Source organism: Streptomyces sp. NPDC054786 (assembly GCF_053611685.1).
Window position 1 is genome coordinate 367,435 of the sequence record NZ_JBSHAW010000001.1, and the last position, 21,182, is coordinate 388,616.

General features: G+C 71.0%; 13 protein-coding genes and 3 pseudogenes. 11 read left to right on the plus strand and 5 right to left on the minus strand.

The genetic code is table 11. The annotated features are described in order from the left end of the window. Positions 1–70 precede the first annotated feature (70 nt). The 3 genes from ACWGI6_RS01695 (at position 71) to ACWGI6_RS01705 (ending at position 5,462) form a co-directional block, all read left to right on the plus strand. Positions 71–2,314, plus strand: coding sequence for a family 2 encapsulin nanocompartment cargo protein terpene cyclase (locus ACWGI6_RS01695; RefSeq protein ID WP_453265643.1), 2,244 nt, complete (start codon positions 71–73; stop codon positions 2,312–2,314). A gap of 135 nt (positions 2,315–2,449) precedes the next feature. Then, entirely contained in the window at positions 2,450–4,582 is a 2,133-nt protein-coding gene (locus tag ACWGI6_RS01700; RefSeq protein ID WP_453265644.1) for a UvrD-helicase domain-containing protein, read from the plus strand. Between the two features lie 208 nt (positions 4,583–4,790). Next, positions 4,791–5,462 carry a chitin-binding protein gene (locus tag ACWGI6_RS01705; RefSeq protein WP_453265645.1) on the plus strand — a complete coding sequence of 224 codons (672 nt, stop codon included), beginning with the start codon at positions 4,791–4,793 and terminating at the stop codon, positions 5,460–5,462. A 395-nt stretch (positions 5,463–5,857) separates the two neighbouring features. Here the strand turns inward: ACWGI6_RS01705 and ACWGI6_RS01710 are convergent, their stop codons facing one another. Continuing rightward, positions 5,858–7,519, minus strand: a complete 1,662-nt coding sequence (locus ACWGI6_RS01710; protein ID WP_453265646.1) for an FAD-dependent monooxygenase — start codon at positions 7,517–7,519, stop codon at positions 5,858–5,860. A 78-nt stretch (positions 7,520–7,597) separates the two neighbouring features. On the opposite strand from ACWGI6_RS01710, the gene ACWGI6_RS01715 reads away from it, so the two are divergent. Then, complete coding sequence (locus tag ACWGI6_RS01715) at positions 7,598–8,308, plus strand: TetR/AcrR family transcriptional regulator (RefSeq protein ID WP_453265647.1); 711 nt, start codon at positions 7,598–7,600, stop codon at positions 8,306–8,308. A 65-nt stretch (positions 8,309–8,373) separates the two neighbouring features. Here ACWGI6_RS01715 and ACWGI6_RS01720 read toward each other — a convergent pair. Next, positions 8,374–9,019, minus strand: a pseudogene (locus ACWGI6_RS01720) (LuxR C-terminal-related transcriptional regulator). Next, entirely contained in the window at positions 9,007–10,203 is a 1,197-nt protein-coding gene (locus tag ACWGI6_RS01725) for a sensor histidine kinase (RefSeq protein WP_453265648.1), read from the minus strand. The pseudogene ACWGI6_RS01720 and the gene ACWGI6_RS01725 overlap by 13 nt, the downstream one beginning before the upstream one ends. Before the next feature lie 165 nt (positions 10,204–10,368). On the opposite strand from ACWGI6_RS01725, the gene ACWGI6_RS01730 reads away from it, so the two are divergent. Beyond that, positions 10,369–10,539 carry a hypothetical protein gene (locus ACWGI6_RS01730; RefSeq protein WP_453265649.1) on the plus strand — a complete coding sequence of 57 codons (171 nt, stop codon included), beginning with the start codon at positions 10,369–10,371 and terminating at the stop codon, positions 10,537–10,539. 78 nt (positions 10,540–10,617) lie between these two features. Here the strand turns inward: ACWGI6_RS01730 and ACWGI6_RS01735 are convergent, their stop codons facing one another. Further along, entirely contained in the window at positions 10,618–11,190 is a 573-nt protein-coding gene (locus tag ACWGI6_RS01735; protein WP_453265650.1) for a TetR/AcrR family transcriptional regulator, read from the minus strand. 127 nt (positions 11,191–11,317) lie between these two features. Between ACWGI6_RS01735 and ACWGI6_RS01740 the strand changes: the two genes are divergently transcribed. The 5 genes and pseudogenes from ACWGI6_RS01740 to ACWGI6_RS01760 all read left to right on the plus strand — a co-directional run bounded on the left by ACWGI6_RS01740 (position 11,318) and on the right by ACWGI6_RS01760 (position 18,368). Further along, the gene (locus ACWGI6_RS01740; RefSeq protein WP_453265651.1) at positions 11,318–12,220 is read left to right on the plus strand and encodes an MBL fold metallo-hydrolase; all 903 of its coding nucleotides are present in this window, start codon (positions 11,318–11,320) and stop codon (positions 12,218–12,220) included. A gap of 1,206 nt (positions 12,221–13,426) precedes the next feature. After that, positions 13,427–15,274 carry an ABC transporter ATP-binding protein gene (locus ACWGI6_RS01745; protein ID WP_453265652.1) on the plus strand — a complete coding sequence of 616 codons (1,848 nt, stop codon included), beginning with the start codon at positions 13,427–13,429 and terminating at the stop codon, positions 15,272–15,274. A 233-nt stretch (positions 15,275–15,507) separates the two neighbouring features. After that, entirely contained in the window at positions 15,508–17,163 is a 1,656-nt protein-coding gene (locus ACWGI6_RS01750) for an APC family permease (protein ID WP_453265653.1), read from the plus strand. A 30-nt stretch (positions 17,164–17,193) separates the two neighbouring features. After that, positions 17,194–17,808, plus strand: a pseudogene (locus tag ACWGI6_RS01755) (DUF6333 family protein); the annotation flags it as partial. 278 nt (positions 17,809–18,086) lie between these two features. Next, on the plus strand, positions 18,087–18,368 hold the full coding sequence (locus ACWGI6_RS01760) for an integrase (RefSeq protein ID WP_453265654.1): 282 nt from the start codon (positions 18,087–18,089) through the stop codon (positions 18,366–18,368). Positions 18,369–18,721: 353 nt separating this feature from the next. Here the strand turns inward: ACWGI6_RS01760 and ACWGI6_RS01765 are convergent, their stop codons facing one another. Then, complete coding sequence (locus tag ACWGI6_RS01765) at positions 18,722–20,104, minus strand: hypothetical protein (RefSeq protein WP_453265655.1); 1,383 nt, start codon at positions 20,102–20,104, stop codon at positions 18,722–18,724. A gap of 241 nt (positions 20,105–20,345) precedes the next feature. Between ACWGI6_RS01765 and ACWGI6_RS01770 the strand changes: the two are divergent. Beyond that, positions 20,346–21,002: pseudogene (locus ACWGI6_RS01770) on the plus strand (hypothetical protein); the annotation flags it as partial. Positions 21,003–21,182: the final 180 nt, after the last annotated feature.

The following is a 21,182-nucleotide window of genomic DNA, read 5'->3' on the forward strand; positions in this document are numbered from 1 at the left end:
GCGCTGCCCCGTCCGGAAGGCATGGTTCCCCGTGCCTTCCTTCCGTACGTATGGGGAGAGGCCGGCAACGGTGACACAGCCATTCGAACTGCCTGACTTCTACACGCCCTACCCGGCGCGGTTGAACCCGCATCTGGAGACGGCGCGTACGCACTCCAAGAAGTGGGCCCGCGAGAGGGGGATGCTGGAGGGCTCCCACATCTGGGAGGACAAGGACCTCGACGCCCACGATTACGCCCTGCTGTGCTCCTACACCCACCCGGACTGCGACGCGGACGCGCTCTCGCTGGTGACCGACTGGTACGTCTGGGTCTTCTTCTTCGACGACCACTTCCTGGAGAAGTTCAAGCGGACGCTCGACCGGGACGGCGGCAAGGAGTACCTCGACCGGCTGCCCGCCTTCATGCCGATGGATCTGACCGCGGCCGTGCCCGAACCGACCAACCCCGTCGAGGCGGGACTTGCCGATCTGTGGGCACGCACGGTGCCGCGGATGTCCCTGGCGTGGCGGAAGCGGTTCGCCGAGAGCACCGAGCATCTGCTCAATGAGTCGCTCTGGGAACTGTCCAACATCAACATCCGCCGGGTGCCCAACCCCGTCGAGTACATCGAGATGCGCCGCAAGGTCGGTGGCGCGCCCTGGTCGGCGGGCCTGGTGGAGTACGCGACCGGCGCCGAGGTGCCGGCTGCCGTCGCCGGCTCCCGTCCGCTGCGGGTGCTGCGGGACACCTTCTCCGACGGCGTCCATCTGCGCAACGACCTCTTCTCCTACCAGCGGGAAACGGAGGACGAGGGCGAGCTGAGCAATGGCGTCCTGGTGCTGGAGACCTTCCTCAACTGCACGACGCAGGAGGCCGCGGACGCCGTCAACGATCTGATCACCTCGCGGCTGCAGCAGTTCGAGAACACGGTGGTCGCCGAACTCCCCGTGCTCTTCCTGGAACAGGGCCTGGACCCCACGTCCTGCGCGGACGTGCTGGCATACGCCAAAGGGCTCCAGGACTGGCAGTCCGGCGGCCATGAATGGCATCTGCGCTCCAGCCGCTACATGAACGGCGGCGGGGCCGCGGCCGGCACCGCGCAGCCCTGGTCGCCCTTCTCCTTCGGCGGCCTCGGCACCTCGGCGACGGATCTGCGGACCGCGCTGGGCACGGCCGGTGCGCACCGCTTGCGCAGTTCCACCCATGTCCCGCACCAGAAGGTCGGCCCCTCGCGCATCCCCGACCTCTATATGCCGTTCACCACCACCCTCAGCCCGCACCTGGAGGGCGCCCGCCGCCGGGTCGTCGCATGGGCGCACCGGATGGGCTTCCTCGGCCCGCAGCCCGGGGTGCCGCTGTCCGACGTCTGGGACGAGCCCGCGATGGTCCGCTACGACCTGGCGCTGTGCGCGGCCGGCCTCCACCCGGATGCCACCCCGGAGCAACTGGACCTGGGCGCCGCCTGGCTGGCCTGGGGCACCTACGCCGACGACTACTACCCCCAGGTCTTCGGCCGGACCCGCGATATCGCCTCGGCCAAGGTGTGCACGGAGCGGCTGTCGGCCTTCATGCCGCTCGACCCCTCGGCCGCCGTGCCCGAGCCGGTCAACGCGATGGAACGCGGGCTGGCCGACCTGTGGGTGCGTACGGCGGGACCGATGAGCCCCGAAGCGCGCCGGACGTTCCGTGAAGCCGTCGACGCGATGACGGCCAGCTGGCTCTGGGAGATCGACAACCAGATCCTGAACCGCATCCCCGACCCGGTCGACTACATCGAGATGCGCCGCGCGACCTTCGGTTCCGACCTCACCATGAGCCTGAGCCGCATCGGCCACGGCCGGCAGGTTCCGCCGGAGGTCTACCGCACCGGCACCCTGCGCTCACTGCAGAACGCCGCGGCCGACTACGCCTGTCTGCTGAACGATGTCTTCTCCTACCAGAAGGAGATCGAGTACGAGGGCGAGGTCCACAACGGCATCCTGGTCGTCCAGACCTTCTTCGACTGCGACTACCCGACCGCGCTGCACATCGTCAATGACCTCATGACCTCGCGGATGCGCGAGTTCCAGCACGTCGCGGCCCATGAACTCCCCGTCGTCTACGACGACTTCGGCCTCTCGCCACAGGCCCGCAAGGCACTCGACGGCTACGTCCACGAGCTGGAGAACTGGCTGGCCGGCATCCTCACCTGGCATCAGGGCTGCCTGCGCTACATCGAGCCCGAGCTGCGTCATCCGACCGGTTCGCCGGCGCGGCTGGGCGCACCGACCGGGCTGGGGACCTCGGCGGCCCGCCTCTTCCGGTCGTCGGTCGCGGGGGTGGCCGTGGGGTAGGCGGTGGGCCGGCCCGCCCGGCGGACTCCCTGCGCCATGCCCCCGTGCCCCTCCCGTGCGCGGTACCGCGTCATGTGCCATCGGCCTATGGTTCATGACCCCGTGCGTACGGGGCGAGCGGTGAGGGGGCGGGCGATGGCGGCAGGGAGTTCTCCGGGCGGGCCGGCCGGCGGTTCGGCGTCACGGCGGGCGCAGGAGGCTCGTCGGCAGGAGCGGCTGTTACGCGAACAGTGGCAGGCCGCCCGGCAGCGGGCCGAGCGCTGGGAGGCGGCGAGCGAGGGGGAGCGGCGGGTCGCCGCCCAGCTGCTGATGCTGGCCGGCCGGGGCTGGCGGCTGCTGGTGGACCGGCGCTGGCCGGGCACCCGCGCGGCCAATGTGGACATGCTGCTGATCGGCCCCGCCGGCGTCTTCGTCATCGACGTCAAGAACTGGCGGGCCGCGCCGGAGCCCTCGGGCGGCCGGCTGCGGGCCGGGGGATTCTCCCGCGACGAGCACCGGCGCAAGCTGCTCGCGGTCACCAAGGCCGCCGAGAGCGCGGTGGCCTCCCTGGGGATGTCCCCGGTGGCGGTGCGTCCGCTGCTGGCCTTCGCGGGGCAGCGGGTCGACGCGGAGCTGGGCCGGATACGGCTGCTGGGCGAGCACGAGATCGGCCCGGCGCTGCTGTCGGAGCGCACCCGGCTGTCCGCCGACTCGGTCCGCGTCCTCACCGACCACCTGGCACGGGTCTTCCCCGAGTACGAGGACCCGGCCGCCACCCCGGCCCCGGCCGCCACGGCGTCGCCCCGGGCCGACGCCGCCCCGCCGCCGGCTGCCGGGGGCGACGGGCTCTTCGACCTCGGCGGGCTGCGGGAGGCCGCCCTCGACGAAGCGCGCCGGGCCCCCGTCGAGCAGTGGATGACCTTCCTCGACCCCGACCAGCTCGCGCTGGTACGGCGCAACTGGGCCGGTCCCGCCAGGATCAGCGGCCCGGCCGGCACCGGCAAGACCGTCGTCGGTCTGCATCGGGCGGCCTATCTCGCCCAGCGCACCAACGGCCGCATCCTGTACGTCACCTTCGCCAACAACCTGCCCCGCGTCCAGGCCACCTTCCTCAGGACCATGGCCCCCGCGGTGGCCGACCGGGTCGACTTCCGCAGTCTGCACTCCTGGGCGCGGGACTATCTGCGCGGCCGGGGTGTGCCGGTCCATCTGCACAAGGAGAAGGCGGAGACGGCCTTCAGCCTCGCCTGGAAACACGTCGGGCGGAACAGCTGTCTGACGGAGATCGACCCGCTGCACCCCTACTGGCAGGAGGAGATCAACTACGTCATCAAGGGCCGCGGCATCACCTCCTTCGAGGAGTACGCCGTGCTCGCGCGTCGCCGCCGCCGCGCCGCGCTGCGCCGCCCGCACCGGCAGGCCGTCTGGGCCCTGTACGAGGCGTACGAGGCCCAGCGCACCGAGCGTGCCGTCCACGACTTCAACGATGTGCTCTCCCTCGCGCTCGCGGAGGCGGCCGGCCGTACCGGCCACAGCGACTACACCGCCGTCGTCGTGGACGAGGTCCAGGACCTGACGCTCGTCGGGGTGCGGCTGCTGCACGCCCTGGTGGGCGACAGCCCCAACGGGCTGCTGCTGGTGGGGGACGGTCAACAGGCCGTCTACCCCGGAGGGTTCCGGCTCTCCGACGCGGGCATCGACATCCGCGGGGACCGCGGCCAGGTCCTGCGGGCCAACTACCGCAACAGCAAGGAGATCGTGGACACCGCGCTCGGTGTGGTCGCCGACGACGCCTTCGAGGACCTCGACGGGCTGCGCACCCCGGGCCGGCGGGACGTCGACCTGACCTACCACGACGGCCAGGTGCAGCGCGCCGTGCTGCCCACCCTCGCCGCACATGACGAGGCGCTGCTGGCCGCGCTGGGTGCCCTGACTCCGCAGGAGCTGGCCGACTCCGCCGTGCTCTGCTCCTCGAAGCGCGCCATCGAGCACTATCAGCGCCTTGTCACCCGTGCGGGCCTGCGCGTCTGCCTCCTGGAGCAGTACGACGGGCACCCGGTCGAGGCCGTGAAACTCGGCAGCTACCGCCGCGCCAAGGGCCTGGAGTTCAAGCGCGTCTATCTGCCCCAGCACGACGCCGACCTGCCCCGGGGCAACCCGGCCGACGGCCCGTCCACCGAAACGGCCGACGAGCGCGGCGCGCTGGCCCGCAGTCAGCTCTTCGTCGCCATGACCCGCGCCCGCGACGTCCTCTGGCTGGGCAGCATCCGGCCGCAGGGCGGGCACTGACCCACGGACGCCGCCCGGCCCGTCCCCCGAACGGCGGCCCAGGACCCCGCAGAGCCCTCCGCGGGGTCCTGCTGGCTGGTGAATATCCCGCCCGAGGTGAATATCCCGATATGTCATCGGGAACCCCACATGGCGACGTCCCGCACGGGGTGGGACCGAGGGCCGGACCGCCGCCCATGGCTGACGAGGAGTTCCGACTGTGCGACGCATGATCGCTTTGCTTGGTGCGGTGGCCTTCACCGCCGCGTCCGCCGCGTTCGGGCCAACCGACGCGGAGGCCGTCAACGGCGTCATCACGTACCACATCCGGCAGGGCAACCGGATGTACCGGATCGAGGATCCCGGCGACGACCACTGCTACGGAGTGGGCGACGGATACGGCGAGGTGGACAACGCAACCCCCACCGACCTCGTCCTGTACAACGGCCGCGACTGCACCGGATCCGTGGTGGTCACCGTGCACGCGGACAGCTGGCTCAACGCACGGTTCGGCAGCCTGCGGCTGAGCGCGAACGGCCCGCGGTACCCGCAGGAGCCGGAGAACCGGGACAGCACCACGTCCTCCGACAATCAGGAGGACCGGGACAGCCCGGCGCGTTCGGACCGCCCGGAGGACTCGGACCGCCCGACGTCTTCGGAGGGCCGGGAGAACTCGGACAGCCCCCGGGACACGGCCGGCCCGGATCACTCTGCGAATCAGGACCGTCCCGCGAATCAGGACCGTCCCGCGAATCATGACCGTCCCGCGGACCCGGTGAACGCCGCGGATCCGAGGGTGCACCCGGGGAGCCCGGGAAGGCCCGTGCGTCCGGTAGGCCTCGCCCGTCCGGTAAGCCTCATGGATCCGGTGAGTCTCATGCGTCCGGGAGTCGTCGACTGAGGCGCGCCCCGGTCAGCCGCGCCACCGAGCTGCCGCGAACTCGCGGAAGCTGCGCGGCGGGCGGCCCGTGATGCGCTCGACGGTGTCCGTGACACGGTCTTCGGCGCCCGTATCAGGGGGCGTCCTACGCGTGGCGGCACGAAATCCTGCGGGACATGCTGGAGTGAGGGGCCGGTACGGGGAGCGGTGCGGCGGCCGGCGCAACGGCAGGTCCGGCTCCGGACGGCGACTTCACCGCGCACGTCCTGCTGGCCGCCACCCGCGCCGATCTGGTCGAGCACCTCGCCGCCCGGGACGGGATGACTCCCGACCGGCTGCGGGCCCAACTGGCCGCTTTCGTGAGCAGGGTGCTGGGCGAGGGGGAGGGGGGCTGAGGCCGGCGGGTCACCGGTCGCTCATCCCCCTGCGGGGAGGCCGGCCCAGCTGGTCAGCGCACGGACCCGCTCGGTGCGGCGGGTCCGCACGGCCGTGGTGCGGGTGGCCCAGGCGATATGGCCGTCCGGGCGGACGAGGATCTCCCGCACTCCGTCAAGGTCGGTGCGGGGGTCGTGCCCGGTGACGGTGAGGGCGGTCACCCGCGTTCCCCACGCCTTCTCGACGGACTGCCGCATCTCCTCGTCCCCCGCGAGGTCGAGCAGGACGAACCGGCCGGGCGGGAGCAGTTCGTAGACGCGTATCGCCGCCGAGCCGGTCGCCGTCAGCGCGATATCGGGCATCCGCCGTCCCACCAAAGGGTCGGCAGCCGCGTCGCCGGGCGGATAGACCGTGTCGAGCGCGGAAACCAGCCCGGCCAGGTGGCGGTTGACCTCCTCGATGCCCAGGAACTCCGCCAGCAGCGCGCGCAGCGCGGCGGCCGGCCGCCGGTACTGCGGGAGCAGGGTCAGCTCCGCCAGCAGCGTCTGGACCTCGGTGTTCTCCGTGACCGCCCGCCCGACCGGATGCCGCTCGGCGTGGTAGCTGTCGAGCAGACCGGGCGGCGCCCAGCCGTTGATCTCGGCGGCGAGCTTCCAGCCCAGGTTCATCGCGTCCTGGAGCCCGGTGTTGAGGCCCTGGCCGGCCGCCGGGAAGTGGATATGGGCGGCGTCGCCCGCCAGCAGGACGCGCCCGGCACGGTAACGGGCCGCGAGGCGGGTGGCGTTGCCGAACCGCGACAGCCACCGGGGCCGCGCCACCCCGCAGTCGGTTCCGCAGATCCGCAGTAGCGAGGCCCGGAACTCGTCGAGCGTCAGCGGCTCGGCGGACGGTGTCCGCATCCGCTCCGGATCCAGGAGGACGAGCCGGGTGAGGCCTGCCGCGCGCCCGTCTTCCGGACCGTCCGGGTATGCGTCCTGCGGGTCCAGCGGTACGGCCAGTACGCCGTGCGCCCGTGCGCGGTCGAGGGCCGCCGGGTCGACGGTCGCGAAATCCCCCAGTGCGCCGCTGAGCGTCTCGTCGGTACCGGGAAAGCCGATCCCGGCGGCCCGCCGCACCACGCTCCGCCCGCCGTCGCACCCGACCACATACCGTGCGCGCACGGTCTCCACCGTGCCGTCGGGGCCGCGGACCGCCACCTCGACGCCGCCCCCGTCCGCGCCCCCGGGGCCGTCTTCGCCGTCGCGGCCGGCGTTCTGCCGCAGCCCGGTCACCTCGTATCCGCGCCGGATCGTCACGTCGAGTTCCCTCGCGCGCCCGGCCAGCAGCTGTTCGGTGCGGGCCTGGGCGAGGAACAGGGTGTAGCCGTGCCGGGTGTCCAGCGCGCTGAAGTCCAGCCGGGTGTCCAGTCCCGCGAAGTGCCACCCCGGTACCGGGCGCCCGTGCGCCAGGAACCGTTCCACCAGGCCCCGTTGGTCCATCAGCTCGATACTGCGCGGATGCAGGGTCAGCGCCCGTGAGTCCCGCTGTGCCGCGGCGCGCCGTTCGAGGATCCGCACCCGTACGCCGCCCAGCGCCAGTTCGGCGGCGAGCAGCAGCCCGGTCGGCCCCGCGCCCACAACGATCACATCGGTGTCGGTGTCGGCGCAGGGGGCGACGGCGGCGTCGGTAGGGGCATCGACTGCGGTATCCCTGGCGGCGTTCATGAGGGGCCTCCGGTCGAGTGTCGGCTCACGATTTAGTGAACACTGTTCACGTGAACGATGTTCACTATAGTGAGAGCCATGAGTTCCGCGTCAACCCCTCCCGGCGCCCGTGCCGCAGCCACGACACGGGGCCGGCCCCCGAAACTCGACCAGGCGCGCACCGTCGAAGTCGCCCTGGCCCTGCTGGACGAGGCCGGGCTCGATGCGCTCACCATGCGGCGGCTGGCCGAGGCCATGGACGTACGGGCCGGTGCCCTGTACCGCTACTTCGCGACCAAGCACGAGCTGCTGACCGCCATGGCCGAAGCGCTGCTGGCGGACTGCCTCGAACGGCCGCTCCCGTCACCGGACTGGAGCGAGCGCCTGGCCGAACTGGCCCACCGGATGCGTGCGGCGCTCCTCAGCCGCCGGGACGGCGCCCGCGTCTACGCCGGTACGCACTCCACCGGCAGGCACACCCTCGGCTTCGCCGACACCCTCATCGGTGTCCTGCGGGAAGCGGACTTCGCCCCCGACGACGCGGCCCGTGCCGCGCTCACGCTCGTCAACTTCACCCTCGGCCACACCCTGGAGGAGCAGGCCGCCTGCCAGGTCGCGGGCGACGGGCCGGCCGATCCCGAGCGGCTGCGCGACGCGGTGACGGCGGCGCAGTACCCCCATCTCGCCGTCACGTTGCCGGTGCTCACCAGCACGGACTTCACGGCCCACTTCGCCTTCGGGCTCAGGCTGCTCATCGAGGGGCTGCGGGCGGCCGGGCCCGGCCCCGCCGCCCCGGGGACCGGCGGTTGACGGCAGGTCCCGAGCGGCCCGGCGCCGGGCCGCCTCTCCGATGCGCTCGCCGTCGGGGCCTGTGCCTACCGGGCGTTCAAGTACGCAAGTACCGCCAGCACCCCGTCGATGCCCGCTGTCGCTCGCCGGCAGCCCCAGCTTCGCGAAGACATTCCCGATGTGCTTGCTCACCGCCCGGTCCGACACCACCAGCAGCTGCGCGATCGTCGCATTGTCCCGGCCCTGCGCCATGAGCTGCAGCACCTCACGCTCGCGCGGCGTCAGGGCGTCGAGCGGATCGTCGCGGCGCCGGTTCAGCAGCTCCCTGACCACCTCCGGGTCCAGCGCGGTGCCGCCCGCCGCGACGCGTTCCAGCGCGTCCAGGAACGCGTCGACCCGCCCCACCCGGTCCTTCAGCAGATAGCCGACCCCGCTCGCGCCACCGCCCAGCAACTCCACGGCGTAGGTCTCCTCGACGTACTGCGACAGCACCAGAACCGGCAGACCCGGTATCTCCCGCCGCGCCGCCAGCGCCGCACGCAGGCCCTCGTCACGGAAGGAAGGGGGCATCCGGACATCCAGGACCGCCGCATCCGGGCGGTGTTCGAGCAGCGCGGGCAGCACCTCGGGGCCGCTGGCCGCGACCGCCACCACCTCGTGCCCGGCCGAGCTCAGCAGCAGTACCAGACCCTCCCTCAGCAGGGTGTTGTCCTCGCCGATCACCACGCGCACGGCAGCTCCACTCCGATCACGGTCGGGCCCCCGACGGGGCTGGTCACTTCCACGGTCCCGTCGAGCGCCGCGACCCGGCGCAGGATGCCGAGCAGCCCACTGCCCCCGGACGCTCCGGCGGGCGCTCCCCCGGGGGAGCCGGTCCCGGCGCCGCCACGGCCCTCGTCGCGGACCGACACCGTCAACCGGCCGGTCCCGCGCACCAGTTCCACCATGGCCCGGTCCGCCCCGCTGTGTTTCGCGGCGTTGGTCAGCGCCTCCGCGACCACGAAGTACGCGGCCGCCTCGACCGCCGCCGGGGCGCGCGGGCCCTCCTCCACTCCGTCCTGGCGCACCGTCACCTCGAGCCCGCTGCTCGCCGCCAGCGCCCGCACCGCCCCTACCAGACCCCGGTCGGTGAGGATCGGCGGATGGATGCCGCGCACGACATGACGCAGCTCGGTGAGGGCCTCTTCGGCCTGGTCCTGGGCGTCGTCGAGGAGCTTGCGCGCCACCTCGGGGTGTGTGTCGTACGCCCGCTTGGCCAGCCCCACCCGCATCGACAGTGCCACCAGCCGGGCCTGTGTGCCGTCGTGCAGATCCCGCTCGATACGGCGCAGTTCGGCGCCGTGCGCGGCGACGGCACCGGCCCGGGTGACGGTCAGCTCCTCGACGCGCTCGGCGAGCCGGGCGGTGCGCCGGCCGTCCGGGGACGGCAGCAGCAGTGCACGTGACCAGGCCGCGTCGAGGTCGGCGAGGCGCGGGATCAGCGGCAGGACGACGGCCCGGCGCCCCAGCAGTCCGCACCACACCCCGTCGATGAGCAGGCCGAGGGCCCAGAGCGGCAGCGACAGGTACGCCAGGACCCATCCGTAGCCGAAGTGGGCGGCGAGCCAGCGCAGATCCCGGTACGTACCCGGGTCCGCGGTCGCCGTACGCACCCGCTCGAACAGCTCCCCGGTGAGTGGCGGATAGGCCTCGGGGACCGCTTCACCCGTCCAGGCCGCGATCCGCCGCCGCTTGTACCCCGCCATGCTGCGCAGCATCAGGACCGTCTCGGGCAGCACGCCCGCGCCGACCACGATGACCGTCGCGACAGCGGTGAACAGCAGCACCGCGAGGAAGAGATACGACACCAGGGCCAGCCCGGCCGACAGCATCAGCTGGACCGTGGCCCGCCCCGCCCGCCGCACCGTCTCCCCCATGGGCACAGGCTAGGCGACCCGCCCCGGGGAGCGCGGGTGTGTGCACCCCCCCGCCGGGGGTGTAGCGCGCTACACCCCGCATTCGGGAGGACACCCCCTCGATCCGGCGGTCCGGCAACGGCATGGTCGATCACAGACGTTCAACTCCCTGTGGAAGGAACTCCCATGAAGGCCCTGCTCTGGTGCGTGCTCTGCCTCGCCGTCCTCGTCAATGTCTCCACCAGCTTCGCCTTCGACGGGGTGCAGCAGGTGCTGATCAGCGTCGGCACGGGCGTCGTGGCGATCGGGTCGGGGGTGGGGCTGTTCCTGATGCGCACCAAGCGGTCCGGTGCCTGACGGGGGCGCACGCCTCACGGGGCCGACGTCCGGCGGGCGCCCATGCGCCGCGCCGGTGCGCGGGCAGGACGAAGACGGTCAGCGCGGTGGCATCAGCCCGGCGAGCGTCGCCTCCACGAGGCCGCGCGCATACGACGCCTCCAGCGGGCCCGGCCGGAAGACCAGCCGGTACATCATCGGGGCGACGATGTGGTCCATCACGACTTCGGCGTCCGGGGCCTGCTCGCCGCGGTCGGCGGCGCGGGCGAGGATGACGTCCACCTGCTCGGCGGCGTAGGCCGAGCACTGGCCCGCATGGCTGCCGTCCGGATCACCGGCGAGCGCATCCCGGAGGTAGGCCCGCCCCGGGGGCGAGGACATCTCCTCCAGGAACTGCTCGGCCCATGCCTCCAGGTCCGTACGGAGCGCCCCGTGGTCGGCGGGCGGTGCCTCCGGACGGAGGCGCTCGACGGCCACGTCGGACAGCAGCTCCTGGAGGTCTCCCCACCGGCGGTAGATCGTCGACGGCGTGACACCGGCGCGCGCGGCGACCAGTGGAACCGTCAGTGCCGCACGGCCCTGTTCTGCTTCGAGTGCGCGCACGGCTGCGTGCACCGATTCCTGGACGCGGGCACTGCGTCCCCCGGGGCGGGTCATCGGCCTGGGGCTCATGGCTCCACCTTAAGGGCTCGGTGCGACTGATGACCACATAAAAGCAAACTGATTGCGTTAGTGTGCCCGGATGGGTTAGCGTGACGTAACGCAAATCTTTTGCCTTTGGCTCGCGAGAGGACAGTACATGGATGCCGTCAGTGAAGCGGCCCCCTCCTGGACGGTGGGTGACATCACCGTCCGCCGTATCGACGAGGTGGCGCTCCCCGCGCAGACCGGCCGTTGGCTGCTGCCCGACGCCACCCCGGACGTGGTGGCCCAGGCGCCGTGGCTGCAGGGGGACTTCGCCGACGACGAGGGCGCCCTCCGCCTGGCCACGCACAGCTTCGCCCTGGAGGTGCAGGGGCTGCGCATCCTCGTCGACACCGGAATCGGCAACGGCAAAACCCGGGGCAACCCCGCCTGGCACCACCTGAACAGCGACTATCTCCGGCGTCTGACGGCGGCCGGCTTTGCCCCGGAGACGGTGGACCTGGTCCTCCTCACCCATCTGCACACCGATCACGTCGGCTGGAACACCCGCGCCGACAAGGGCGAATGGATCCCCACCTTCCCCCACGCCCGCTATCTGACGAGCCGTGCGGAGTGGGACCACTGGGCCGGGGTGGACATGGACGAGGCCCGCCGCCAGATGTTCCGGGACTCCGTCGACCCGGTCCGCGACGCCGGACTGCTCGACCTGGCCGAGGCGCCCGCCGATGGCACCACCGTCGCCCCCGGCGTCCGCCTCCTGCCCACCCCCGGTCACACGCCCGGACAGGTCGCCGTGGAACTGCGCAGCGCCGGGCGGACGGCCCTGATCACCGGCGACTGCATCCACCACCCGGTCCAGCTGTCACGCCCGCACATCTCCAGCTGCGTGGACGCCGACCCCGCACAGGCCGCGCACACCCGCCGCACCCTGCTCGCCTCGCTCGCCGGCACCGACACCCTGCTCCTGGGCAGCCACTTCCCGCCGCCCACGGCGGGCCGGGTCATCGCCGAGGGCGACGCCTACCGCCTCTCGACCGTCGACCCGGACCGTCCCTGACCGCCGCGGGCCGTGGCGCGCTCACCGAGGCCCGCCCGTGCCGCCCGTACTCGCCTGCGCCCGCCCGTGCCCGCCCGTACTCGCCTGCGCCCGCCCGTGCCCGCCTGTGCCCGCCCGTCCCGCGGTCGTGGCTTTCCGCCGCGCCGGCTGTCTTCGTGCCGTTCTGCGCGGCGGTCGACGGACTGACGATGGTGACCGTGCGACAGCGCCAACTCGGGCCGTACGTCGGCGTGATGGCCACGGCCGCACGCTGCTGCCTTGGGCCACGTCCTGCCCATGGCTTCTGTTGGCCGCGCCGGCGGGCCTGCGGCGTAGGCCAGTTCACCGTCCCGCTCTTCACCGGCGCCCTGCACCCGCGTCCGCCGACCGGCTCGGCGGCCGGACCGGTCAACACCGCCTGCCCACTCGGGCAGCGCGCTCGGCATCGCCCTGCCGGGCACCAATTCTCCCCGGTTCACGGCTGCCGGTCCGTCGGTGATCCGTCGGCTCCGGCAGGCCGGGCGTACCCCCGATCCGCCCCTCCGGACAGCCTGTTCGCTGCCGCAGATCCGCCTGTTGCACCGGCTCCGCCCCCTCCGCCCCCTCCGCTCCGCCCGCTGAAATGGCATCCGGAGAGTTACCTTTCACCACTCTCAGCCACGTTTAAAAAGAAAATCGGCTTATGTCTGAATTTTCACGCATTTCGCCTTGTTGGAGACAGGTGAGCGTCGTAGCTTGGGAGTTGTCGGAGCCAGGAACGGTTCGACAAAAACGAAAAAACAACGAGGAGGCAGAATGAGCTTCCGCAAGGTCTTCCCCAGAAGGCGCGATCGCGACCATGACGACTGGCACGACCACGACCGCGACCGCCGCAGGCGTCGCAGGAGGTTCGGTCGAGGCCGAGGCCGCCGGCGCGGTTACGGTTACTGACGCACACCTCTGAGTTCGAGGCAGGCTCGCGTACGGCGCGGGTCCGCCTCGTCGTTTTAGGGGGCGGCGCCACGTGGTTCCGCTCAACTACCCCACCAGCGACGAGATGACGTAGCGATCATGAACCTGCGTAGCTCACGCCGGCGCGGAGAGCGCCCCGAGGCGTCGCCTCAACGAGGCAAGGAATCACCGCCCGTTGGGCAGGGTTCGTCCCTGCCACGCGGTGCCGAAGACAGCTCCACGGATCCGCCGGCCGGTGCGCGGGCACGGTCGTCGCGACCACCCCCGGACCCCGCTATGGACCGTGTGTTCCGGGGACTGGTCGCGGATACCTCGATCCGCACCAGACGGGTGGGCTTCAAGGAGGCGGTGCGCCGCTTCTGGCCGCTGACCCGGGGCGACCGCCGCTGGATCCTCCTCGTCTGTCTGAGCGCCATCGTCGCCGCATTCGCGGAGACCGTGGCCATCCTGCTCTTCGCCGAACTCACCGACAACGCCCTGCAGAAGGGCTCGGTCAGCGCCTTCTGGCGACCTGCCGGCATCTGGCTCGGCGTGGCCGTCGCCGGCGCGATCGTCGGGTACCTGGGCAACTCGCTCGCCGCCTGGACGGCGGAACGCTTCGTGATGCGGCTACGGGCCCGGGTCTTCGCCCATCTCCAGACGCTGCCGCCGCACTTCTTCCAGCGCAACCGCCGCGGTGACCTGGTCGAGCGGCTGACCGGCGACGTCGACGCCATCGAATCACTCGTGGTCTCCGGCTTCGTCCAGGCGGTCACGGCCGGATTCGGCGTCATCTTCTATGCCGGCGCCGCGCTCTGGCTGCGCTGGGAGCTGGCCCTCGCCACCTTCGCCCTGGCCCCGCTGTTCTGGCTCGCCACCACCCGCTTCACCGGTCGGGTCAAGGAGGTGTCCCGCCGGGAACGTGCGGCGGACGGCGCCATCACCTCGGTGGTCGAGGAAGGGCTGGTCAACGTCGTCCTCACCCAGGCCTACAACCGGCAGCGCGACGAACAGCAGCGGCTCCGTCGCGAGGCACGCAGCTGGCTGCGGGCGTCGGTGACCAGCGCCCGTCTCAACGAGCTGTACGGGCAGCTGGTCGAGGTCCTCGAAACGCTCTGTGTCCTGGCGATCATCGGCCTGGGTGCGTGGGAGATCTCCGCGGGGCGGATGTCGCTGGGGCAGCTCCTGGCCTTCGCCGCGTTCGTCGGCTACCTCTACCCGCCGATCCGCGACCTCGGCCAGCTCGGTCTGACGGTCACCGAAGCGACCGCCGGAGCCGAGCGCCTGCTGGAGATCCTCGACGCCCCGCCCGCCGTCACCGACCCGGACCCCTCGGTCGTCGTTGCGGCACCGGAGCGCGCGGTCGGCGCGGTGGAAGCCTGTCGGGTCGGCTTCCGCTATCCAGGCGGCAACGAGGAGGTGCTCCATGACTTCTCGTTCACCGCGGTGCCAGGGGAAATGGTGGTAATCACCGGCCCCAGCGGCGCGGGCAAGTCGACCCTGGCCGCCCTGCTGCTGAGGTTCTACGACCCCGATACGGGCAGCGTCCGGCTGGACGGCATCCCCGTGAACCGGCTGCCGCTCGCCCAGCTCCGCCGGAACATCACGCTCCTGCCCCAGGAGACACTCGTCCTGCACGACACCGTGGAGGAGAACATCGCCTGCGGCCGCGACGACGTGACCCACTCCGACGTCGTCGGCGCCGCACAGGACGCCGACGCCGATGGCTTCATCGCCGCCCTCCCCGACGGCTATGACACGGTCATCGCCCCCGGCACCTCCCGGCTCTCCGGCGGCCAGCTGCAGCGCATCGCGATCGCCCGCGCCATGCTGCGCAACGCCCCCGTGCTCATCCTCGACGAGCCCACCACCGGCCTGGACACCCTGGCCACCCAGCGCATCCTCGGCCCGCTGCGGCGCCTCGCCGAGGGACGCACCACCCTCGTGATCACACACGATCTGGACCTCGCCATGGACGCCGACCGCATCCTGGTCCTGGACGAGGGACGCCTGGTGGAGTCGGGCCACCATGCCCAACTCCTCGCCCGGCAGGGCCTGTACGCCACCCTCTTCCACGCCCATCCGCCGCCCCGCAACGGCTCCGCGCACCCCAGCCCCAGCCCGTCGAGCAGTCACTGGCGGTAACCGGCGCCGGGCGCTGCCGGGCCGCTGCCGTACCGCGGACGCCGACGCCCCCACCCATGCCCGCACCGGGCCCGTAGGCCGTACGCCGTACAGCCCTGCTCCCCGTCCTGCGGGATCCCGCAGGAGGGCCCCAGCGCCCGTGCTCACTATCGGTACACGGGGCGACACGCAAGGCGTATACCCGCCTGGTCCGCTTCCCGGGACCAAGATGGTCCCGTGAACCAGGAACGCGCGTGACGAGGCCATCCGCAGCGGGAAGTGACAGCGCCACCGGAGCCCACCACCTCCACCGGGCGGTCGGGTTCTGGGGGCTGATGTTCATCTCCCTGGGATCGATCATCGGCTCCGGCTGGCTGCTGGGCGCCCTGACCACCGCCGTCATCGCCGGCCCGGCGTCGCTGGTCTCGTGGGTCCTCGCGTCGACGATGCTCGCCGTGCTCGCGCTGGCCCACGCGGAGCTGGGTGCCACCTACCCGATCGCGGGCGGCACCGCCCGGTTCCCCTTCTTCGCCTTCGGCCCGCTGGTCGGCTTCACCGCGGGCTGGATGTCCTGGCTGCGGTCGGTCCTGATCTCACCGATCGAGGTCGAGGCCACGCTCTCGTACATGGACCGCATCGGCTGGGTCCACGACCGGGTGCACGTCCTGCACCCGAACGGCACGCTCACCGGGGTCGGCCTGGTGATCGCGACCTTCTTCATGCTGCTCTTCACGATCATCAATGTGCTCGGCGTGCGCCTGCTGTCCGGGATCAACTCGGTCACCGCGGTGGTGAAGACGGCCGTCCCCCTGCTGACCGTGGTGGTCTTGATGACGCTGGCCTTCCACGGCTCGAACTTCACCGCGGGCGGCGGCTTCGCACCCCACGGGGCGCACGGGGTCTTCGCGGCCCTGCCCGCCGGTGTGGTGTTCGCGCTGCTGGGCTTCGAGCAGGCCATCCAACTGGCCGGTGAGGCACGCGACCCACAGCGCGATGTCTCCCGGGCGGTGATCGTGGCCATGGCGGTCGGCACCGCGCTCTACCTCCTGCTGCAGGTCGCCTTTATCGCCGCCCTGGACCCCGGCGCCCTGGCCGATGGCTGGGACAACCCGGTGGGGAAGGGCAATTTCGGGCCCTACGCCACGCTGGCGACCGGCATCGGGGCCGGCTGGCTGGCGACCATCCTCTACGTCGACGCCGTCATCTCCCCGGCGGGCACCGGCCTGGTCTACATGGCCGGCGCCGCGCGTCTCACCTACGCCATGGGACGGGAGCGGGTGCTGCCCCAAGCCCTCACCCAGGTCGGCCGCAGCCGGGTACCCGTCGTCTCGATCCTCCTCGCCTTCGTGGTCGGCGAGATCGCGTTTCTGCCGTTCCCCAGCTGGCAGGCGCTGGTGGGCCTGGTCACCTCGGCAGCGGCCGTCATGTACGCGTTTGCGCCGGTGGCGCTGCACGCCCTCCGGGTACGCGACGGCGGCCGGATGCGCCCCTACCGCCTGCCCGCCGGCCCGGTACTGGCACCCGTCGGTTTCGTCTTCGCCAACCTGATCTTCTACTGGTCCGGGTACGAGGCGGACTGGAAGCTCGGTATCGCCGCCCTGCTCGGCTTCGTCGTCCTCGTGCTCACCCGCCGCGGTATCCCGGCGGCCGAACGCAGCGGTCTGCGCGCCAAGTCGGCGGCCTGGGTATGGCCCTGGCTCGGCGGCATGATCCTCATCGGCCGCTTCGGCCGCTACGGCGGCACCCAGGCGCTCCCCGACTGGTGGGACCTGGTCATCGTGATCGTCTTCAGCCTCGCCGTGTACTACACCGCCGTACGAATGGCCATGCCCGCCGAAGCGGTGGACGCCGCCGTCCAGCACGAGGAGGCGGGTGAGTCGGTGCCGCCGCCAGCCGCCTCCGCGCGGTGACGGTGTCCGCGAGCCCCCCACCCCCCTCGGCCGTATGGCGCCGAGCACCACGCGCCGCACGATCCAGCCCGTGCACGTGCCTTCGCCGACTCCTTCCCGAGCATCGAAGCCGTCCTCGAAGAACTCCCACTGTCAGACGCCGGCCCCGAATACCCCTACCGCCGCTCCGATCTCGAACAGGTCCGGGTCGGCTGCTGGGGGACCGTCACCTGCATAGCCGACTACTCCCCGTGCGGCTACGAACACCACCTTCTGGAGCAGACCAGCTCGCTGGCGGCCCGCTACCCCGACGCCATCATCGTCGGCACCTGTGAGGTCGACATTGGAGAGTCCTACTCCGAGGACACCGTCCACCTACCCGGTGGCCTGACTCTCCACAGCAGAGGGCGGCCCGACAACTACGAACTGACCGGCGCCCCCCACGCCGTCACCGCCGCCGCCCACATCACCCAACAAGCCCTGGACGACAACAACGTCAACCTCGATGACGATCCAGCAGACGTCCCTTGGTTCTCCTTCGGCACGCTCGTTCTCGGCCCCTACGCCGCCTGGGGGTTCGCCAACCTGGTCACCTCCCGCTTCCACGTCCGCCACACCCCCCGCCACGCCTCCTCCATGGAAGAGGTCTGGTTCCTCTACGAGTAACGGTCCGGACGCCGGAGCGAGCCAGGGTCTGCGACACGACAAACCGGTGTGGATTGCGAACAACGCGCCCCTGGGGCGGGGTAATTGGCGGCACCACCAGTCCAGCAGATCTCGGGAACCCCAGCCGCCCCCCATCGCGAACTGATCGCCATACGTTGCGCGACGGAGCGGCTCGTCCGGCGGGACCGGTCGAACACCGAGATCGCGGAGGAACTGTTCATCACGGTAGCCACCGCCAAGTCGCACGTATCCGCGTCTGCGACCTCGCCGATGACTCGATGGCGGGCCTGGTCGCCTGGTACTCGCTCAACCACATCCCCGACGACGAGATCGGCTCGGCCTTCACGCAGGACGGGCGGCCTCATGACGCTCGCCACACGGAGGGGACCGTCCTGCCGCTCCTCGGCGTTCCGGACGTGGTGGTCGACGCGATCTTGGTGTGGAGGCCCGGGGGAGCGGTGCGGGTGTGCGCTCGGGACAGGCACATCACGGGGCCGATTCTCCGGAAGGTCGCCCGGCAGATCGGAGACGCGCTCCGGGCGCCGCCCGAAGCCGGCTGAGGCGAGAACTGAGACGGACAACGCCGAAGGGCCCCACCGCAAGCGGTGGGGCCCTTCGACGTATTGCCCGGTGAGAGCAATGGCGGAGGATACGAGATTCGAACTCGTGAGGGGTTGCCCCCAACACGCTTTCCAAATGTTCGTCTGGGGGTCCGGAGGGGTTCGAGAACGTCCTGACCTGCGAAGGGGCAGGTGAGGGCATGGCCTCTGAACGGTGCCGGACGTGCGTGAATGAGACCAGAACTGAGACCGTGGTTCATTCGGTAGGCCAAGTGTGGCTGGTCGAATCAGCCCTGGTCGCGCCGAATGCCTCGGCCTTGCAGCCCCGGCGAATCGGTCTTGGCCAGCAGCCGCTATTCGGCCTCGGCGTCCAGGTCGAGTGCCTCTTCCTCGACCGCGAGGTAGGTGTCTGCGGTCGCCGCCTCCAGAAATCCCTCCTCCCTTGGGAGTGCGAGGCGCGGAGCCAGATCGATGAGGTGCATCCAGGAGCCGCGGTCCCCCATCGTGAAACCGTCTCGTACGGACCGGAGCTGGTCGTCCCGCTGTTCCTCTCGGACTTCTCGCAGGTACTCCTGGACCTCGGCGATCCTTTCCTCGTACGCGCGATCGCTCATCTGTCGTCCGGGCAGCCGCGCGACTGTACCGTCCGCGGGCTGAACTTCGCGGGGAAGTTCCTCCAGATATTTGGGCCGCTCATCCCGGACCCGGGCGACGACGCGACGTTCCTCGTAGGCCAGCGCACGGCACGCGCCGTACAGACGCCGTGACATCCCGAGCATGAGATCCGTTCCCGGCAGTCGTCCCGTCAGCATGTCCAGGCCGTTCTGTTGCCTAACGGCCTCGTCCCCGGCATCAGGAGGGACGTGGCGGCGCAGCTCGGTCGTCGCACGGTCGCTTTCCAGTAGTCGGATCAGGTCTGCGCGCGCTGGCGATCCTTCCTCGGGCCTGCCGACAGCTGTGATGCGCAACCCGTCCCGGGGGAGTGATGTCAGTGCCAGATATGTCAGCATGCGCGACCGAGCGAGCTCCAGGAGCGCCTCGTCGTCCTGCTCCAGCGCTTCTTCGTCAGTGCTGTCCCCAGAGCCGCCACCAGAGCCGCCACCAGAGCCGCCACCGGAGTTGCCAGTCTTCGGTAGGCCCTCGACATCGATCATCATGAACAGACGCCGTTCCAAGCTGGTGCCGCACAGCACCTTCTGGTGCGTAACGGGCACAAGGGCGCCGATGTCCAGTTGCTTCGCTCCCTTGATCCGGGGACGCAGGCCGAGCCGGCGGCTCCCTTTCGCCTCGACCAGCCAGAGCTCGGACGTGGCCGGGTGCGTGCCGAACAGGTCCGGCAGACTGGGCGTCTTGGCCCAGCCGGGTGCCGCCCCCTGTGGTACCGCGCTCTCGGCGTGCGTGGTGGGACCGAGCCCCATCCGCCGGCAGGCCCACTCGGCCATCGTCATGCCGACGTGGTAGCCGAAGGCGCTACGAGTCGAACTCTCAGTTCCGTGGGAGTAGACGACGCTGGGCACGACCTCGCGCCCGGCGCGGACGAGGTAGGCCGAGAGGGGGTACCGGCGGGCCATGATCTCGCGGCGTGCGAGACGGGGGGTGGCAGCGATCCAAGGGCCGATGTTCCGTCCGACGGTGATCGTGGCGTCGAGGAGGGCACGCCACGTCGTCCCGACCAGATACGCGCCGTCTACAGGGATGTCAGCGCCCTTGGGCCAGGGCTGGTGGGCCGAAGCCACCTGTGCGGGGGAGGGGCGTGGCGCCGGGGTCAGCGGAGAACTGCGGTGGAGGAATACGGGGACGTCGAAGGCGTCGGGTGCGGATAACGGGTTATCCGCGGTCCCCGCCCAGGCAGGCGGCTGCATGAGCCCACTGTGCCACTGGCTGTCGCCGCCGGGTGAATAGAACGAGAATTGAGACCACGGACGGGCAGCGGACTACCTGTGGAGACGCGGGGGCGCAGAGGGCGTGATGCGTAAACAGGACTGGAACGGAACGGAGTGCGCGGCTCTTCTCGACGGAGTCACACGTCCTGTTTGGCACTCGGGTGTGGTCTGGCGTGACGCGGACGAGCCGGTGATGTGGAGGGCGGACGAGACGGAGCTCCTGCCGGGGGCGCCGATCGGTACCAGCGTGCTGGCCGTTGATCCGCAGCTGCCAGACGAGTGGTGGCAGGCCCTGAACTCCTCGTCGGATGCGCTCGCTGAACAGCGCACCATCCGCATCGCCACGCCGGACACCGTCACCATTACCCAGGCCGGCAATACCGAGGCCATCAGCAGCGCCTTCACCGGATTCTTCGACACGGTCGTGGAGCGATGGGCGCCGGCCCATGCGGATCTGAACTGGGCCAACATGACCGGGCCGACGTTCTGTCTCTTCGACTGGGAAGACTGGGGCAACGCTCCCCGAGGACTGGATGCCGCATCACTGTGGGGCAACTCCCTCGCCGTCCCGGGGCTGGCCTACCGAGTACGGCATGAGCGGCGTAGCGACTTCGAGAGCCGGGACGGCAAGCTGATGACGCTGTTCGTGTGCGCGAAAATCCTCGGACCGGATGCACACCCGGAGGACCCTCGGTTGGAGCCCGCCCGCCAGATGGCGGAGCAGGTCATCGCAGAGCTTCAGGTGGGCTGACCTCGTAGCTGGTCCCGGAGAAGGGTCCGCCCTTGGACTGCTGGGACGGTTGCCACCGTGAGCACCGTTCGGCCAACTGGGACGGAGCGGCGACCCTGGCTGGGGAACATCAGAGGGCGCTGCTCTCCATCTCCTGATCTTTTGGCAATGGCTAGGCGATGGGAGGAACCGACCTGGCTG

What these genes read in the sequence shown, in the direction of transcription:
- ACWGI6_RS01700 (WP_453265644.1), top strand. Translation starts at nt 2,450, where the DNA reads ATGGCGGCAGGGAGTTCTCCGGGCGGGCCGGCCGGCGGTTCGGCGTCA.
- ACWGI6_RS01705 (WP_453265645.1), top strand. Translation starts at nt 4,791, where the DNA reads ATGATCGCTTTGCTTGGTGCGGTGGCCTTCACCGCCGCGTCCGCCGCG.
- ACWGI6_RS01710 (WP_453265646.1), bottom strand. Translation starts at nt 7,519, where the DNA reads ATGAACGCCGCCAGGGATACCGCAGTCGATGCCCCTACCGACGCCGCC.
- ACWGI6_RS01715 (WP_453265647.1), top strand. Translation starts at nt 7,598, where the DNA reads ATGAGTTCCGCGTCAACCCCTCCCGGCGCCCGTGCCGCAGCCACGACA.
- ACWGI6_RS01725 (WP_453265648.1), bottom strand. Translation starts at nt 10,203, where the DNA reads ATGGGGGAGACGGTGCGGCGGGCGGGGCGGGCCACGGTCCAGCTGATG.
- ACWGI6_RS01730 (WP_453265649.1), top strand. Translation starts at nt 10,369, where the DNA reads ATGAAGGCCCTGCTCTGGTGCGTGCTCTGCCTCGCCGTCCTCGTCAAT.
- ACWGI6_RS01735 (WP_453265650.1), bottom strand. Translation starts at nt 11,190, where the DNA reads ATGAGCCCCAGGCCGATGACCCGCCCCGGGGGACGCAGTGCCCGCGTC.
- ACWGI6_RS01740 (WP_453265651.1), top strand. Translation starts at nt 11,318, where the DNA reads ATGGATGCCGTCAGTGAAGCGGCCCCCTCCTGGACGGTGGGTGACATC.
- ACWGI6_RS01745 (WP_453265652.1), top strand. Translation starts at nt 13,427, where the DNA reads ATGGACCGTGTGTTCCGGGGACTGGTCGCGGATACCTCGATCCGCACC.
- ACWGI6_RS01760 (WP_453265654.1), top strand. Translation starts at nt 18,087, where the DNA reads ATGGCGGGCCTGGTCGCCTGGTACTCGCTCAACCACATCCCCGACGAC.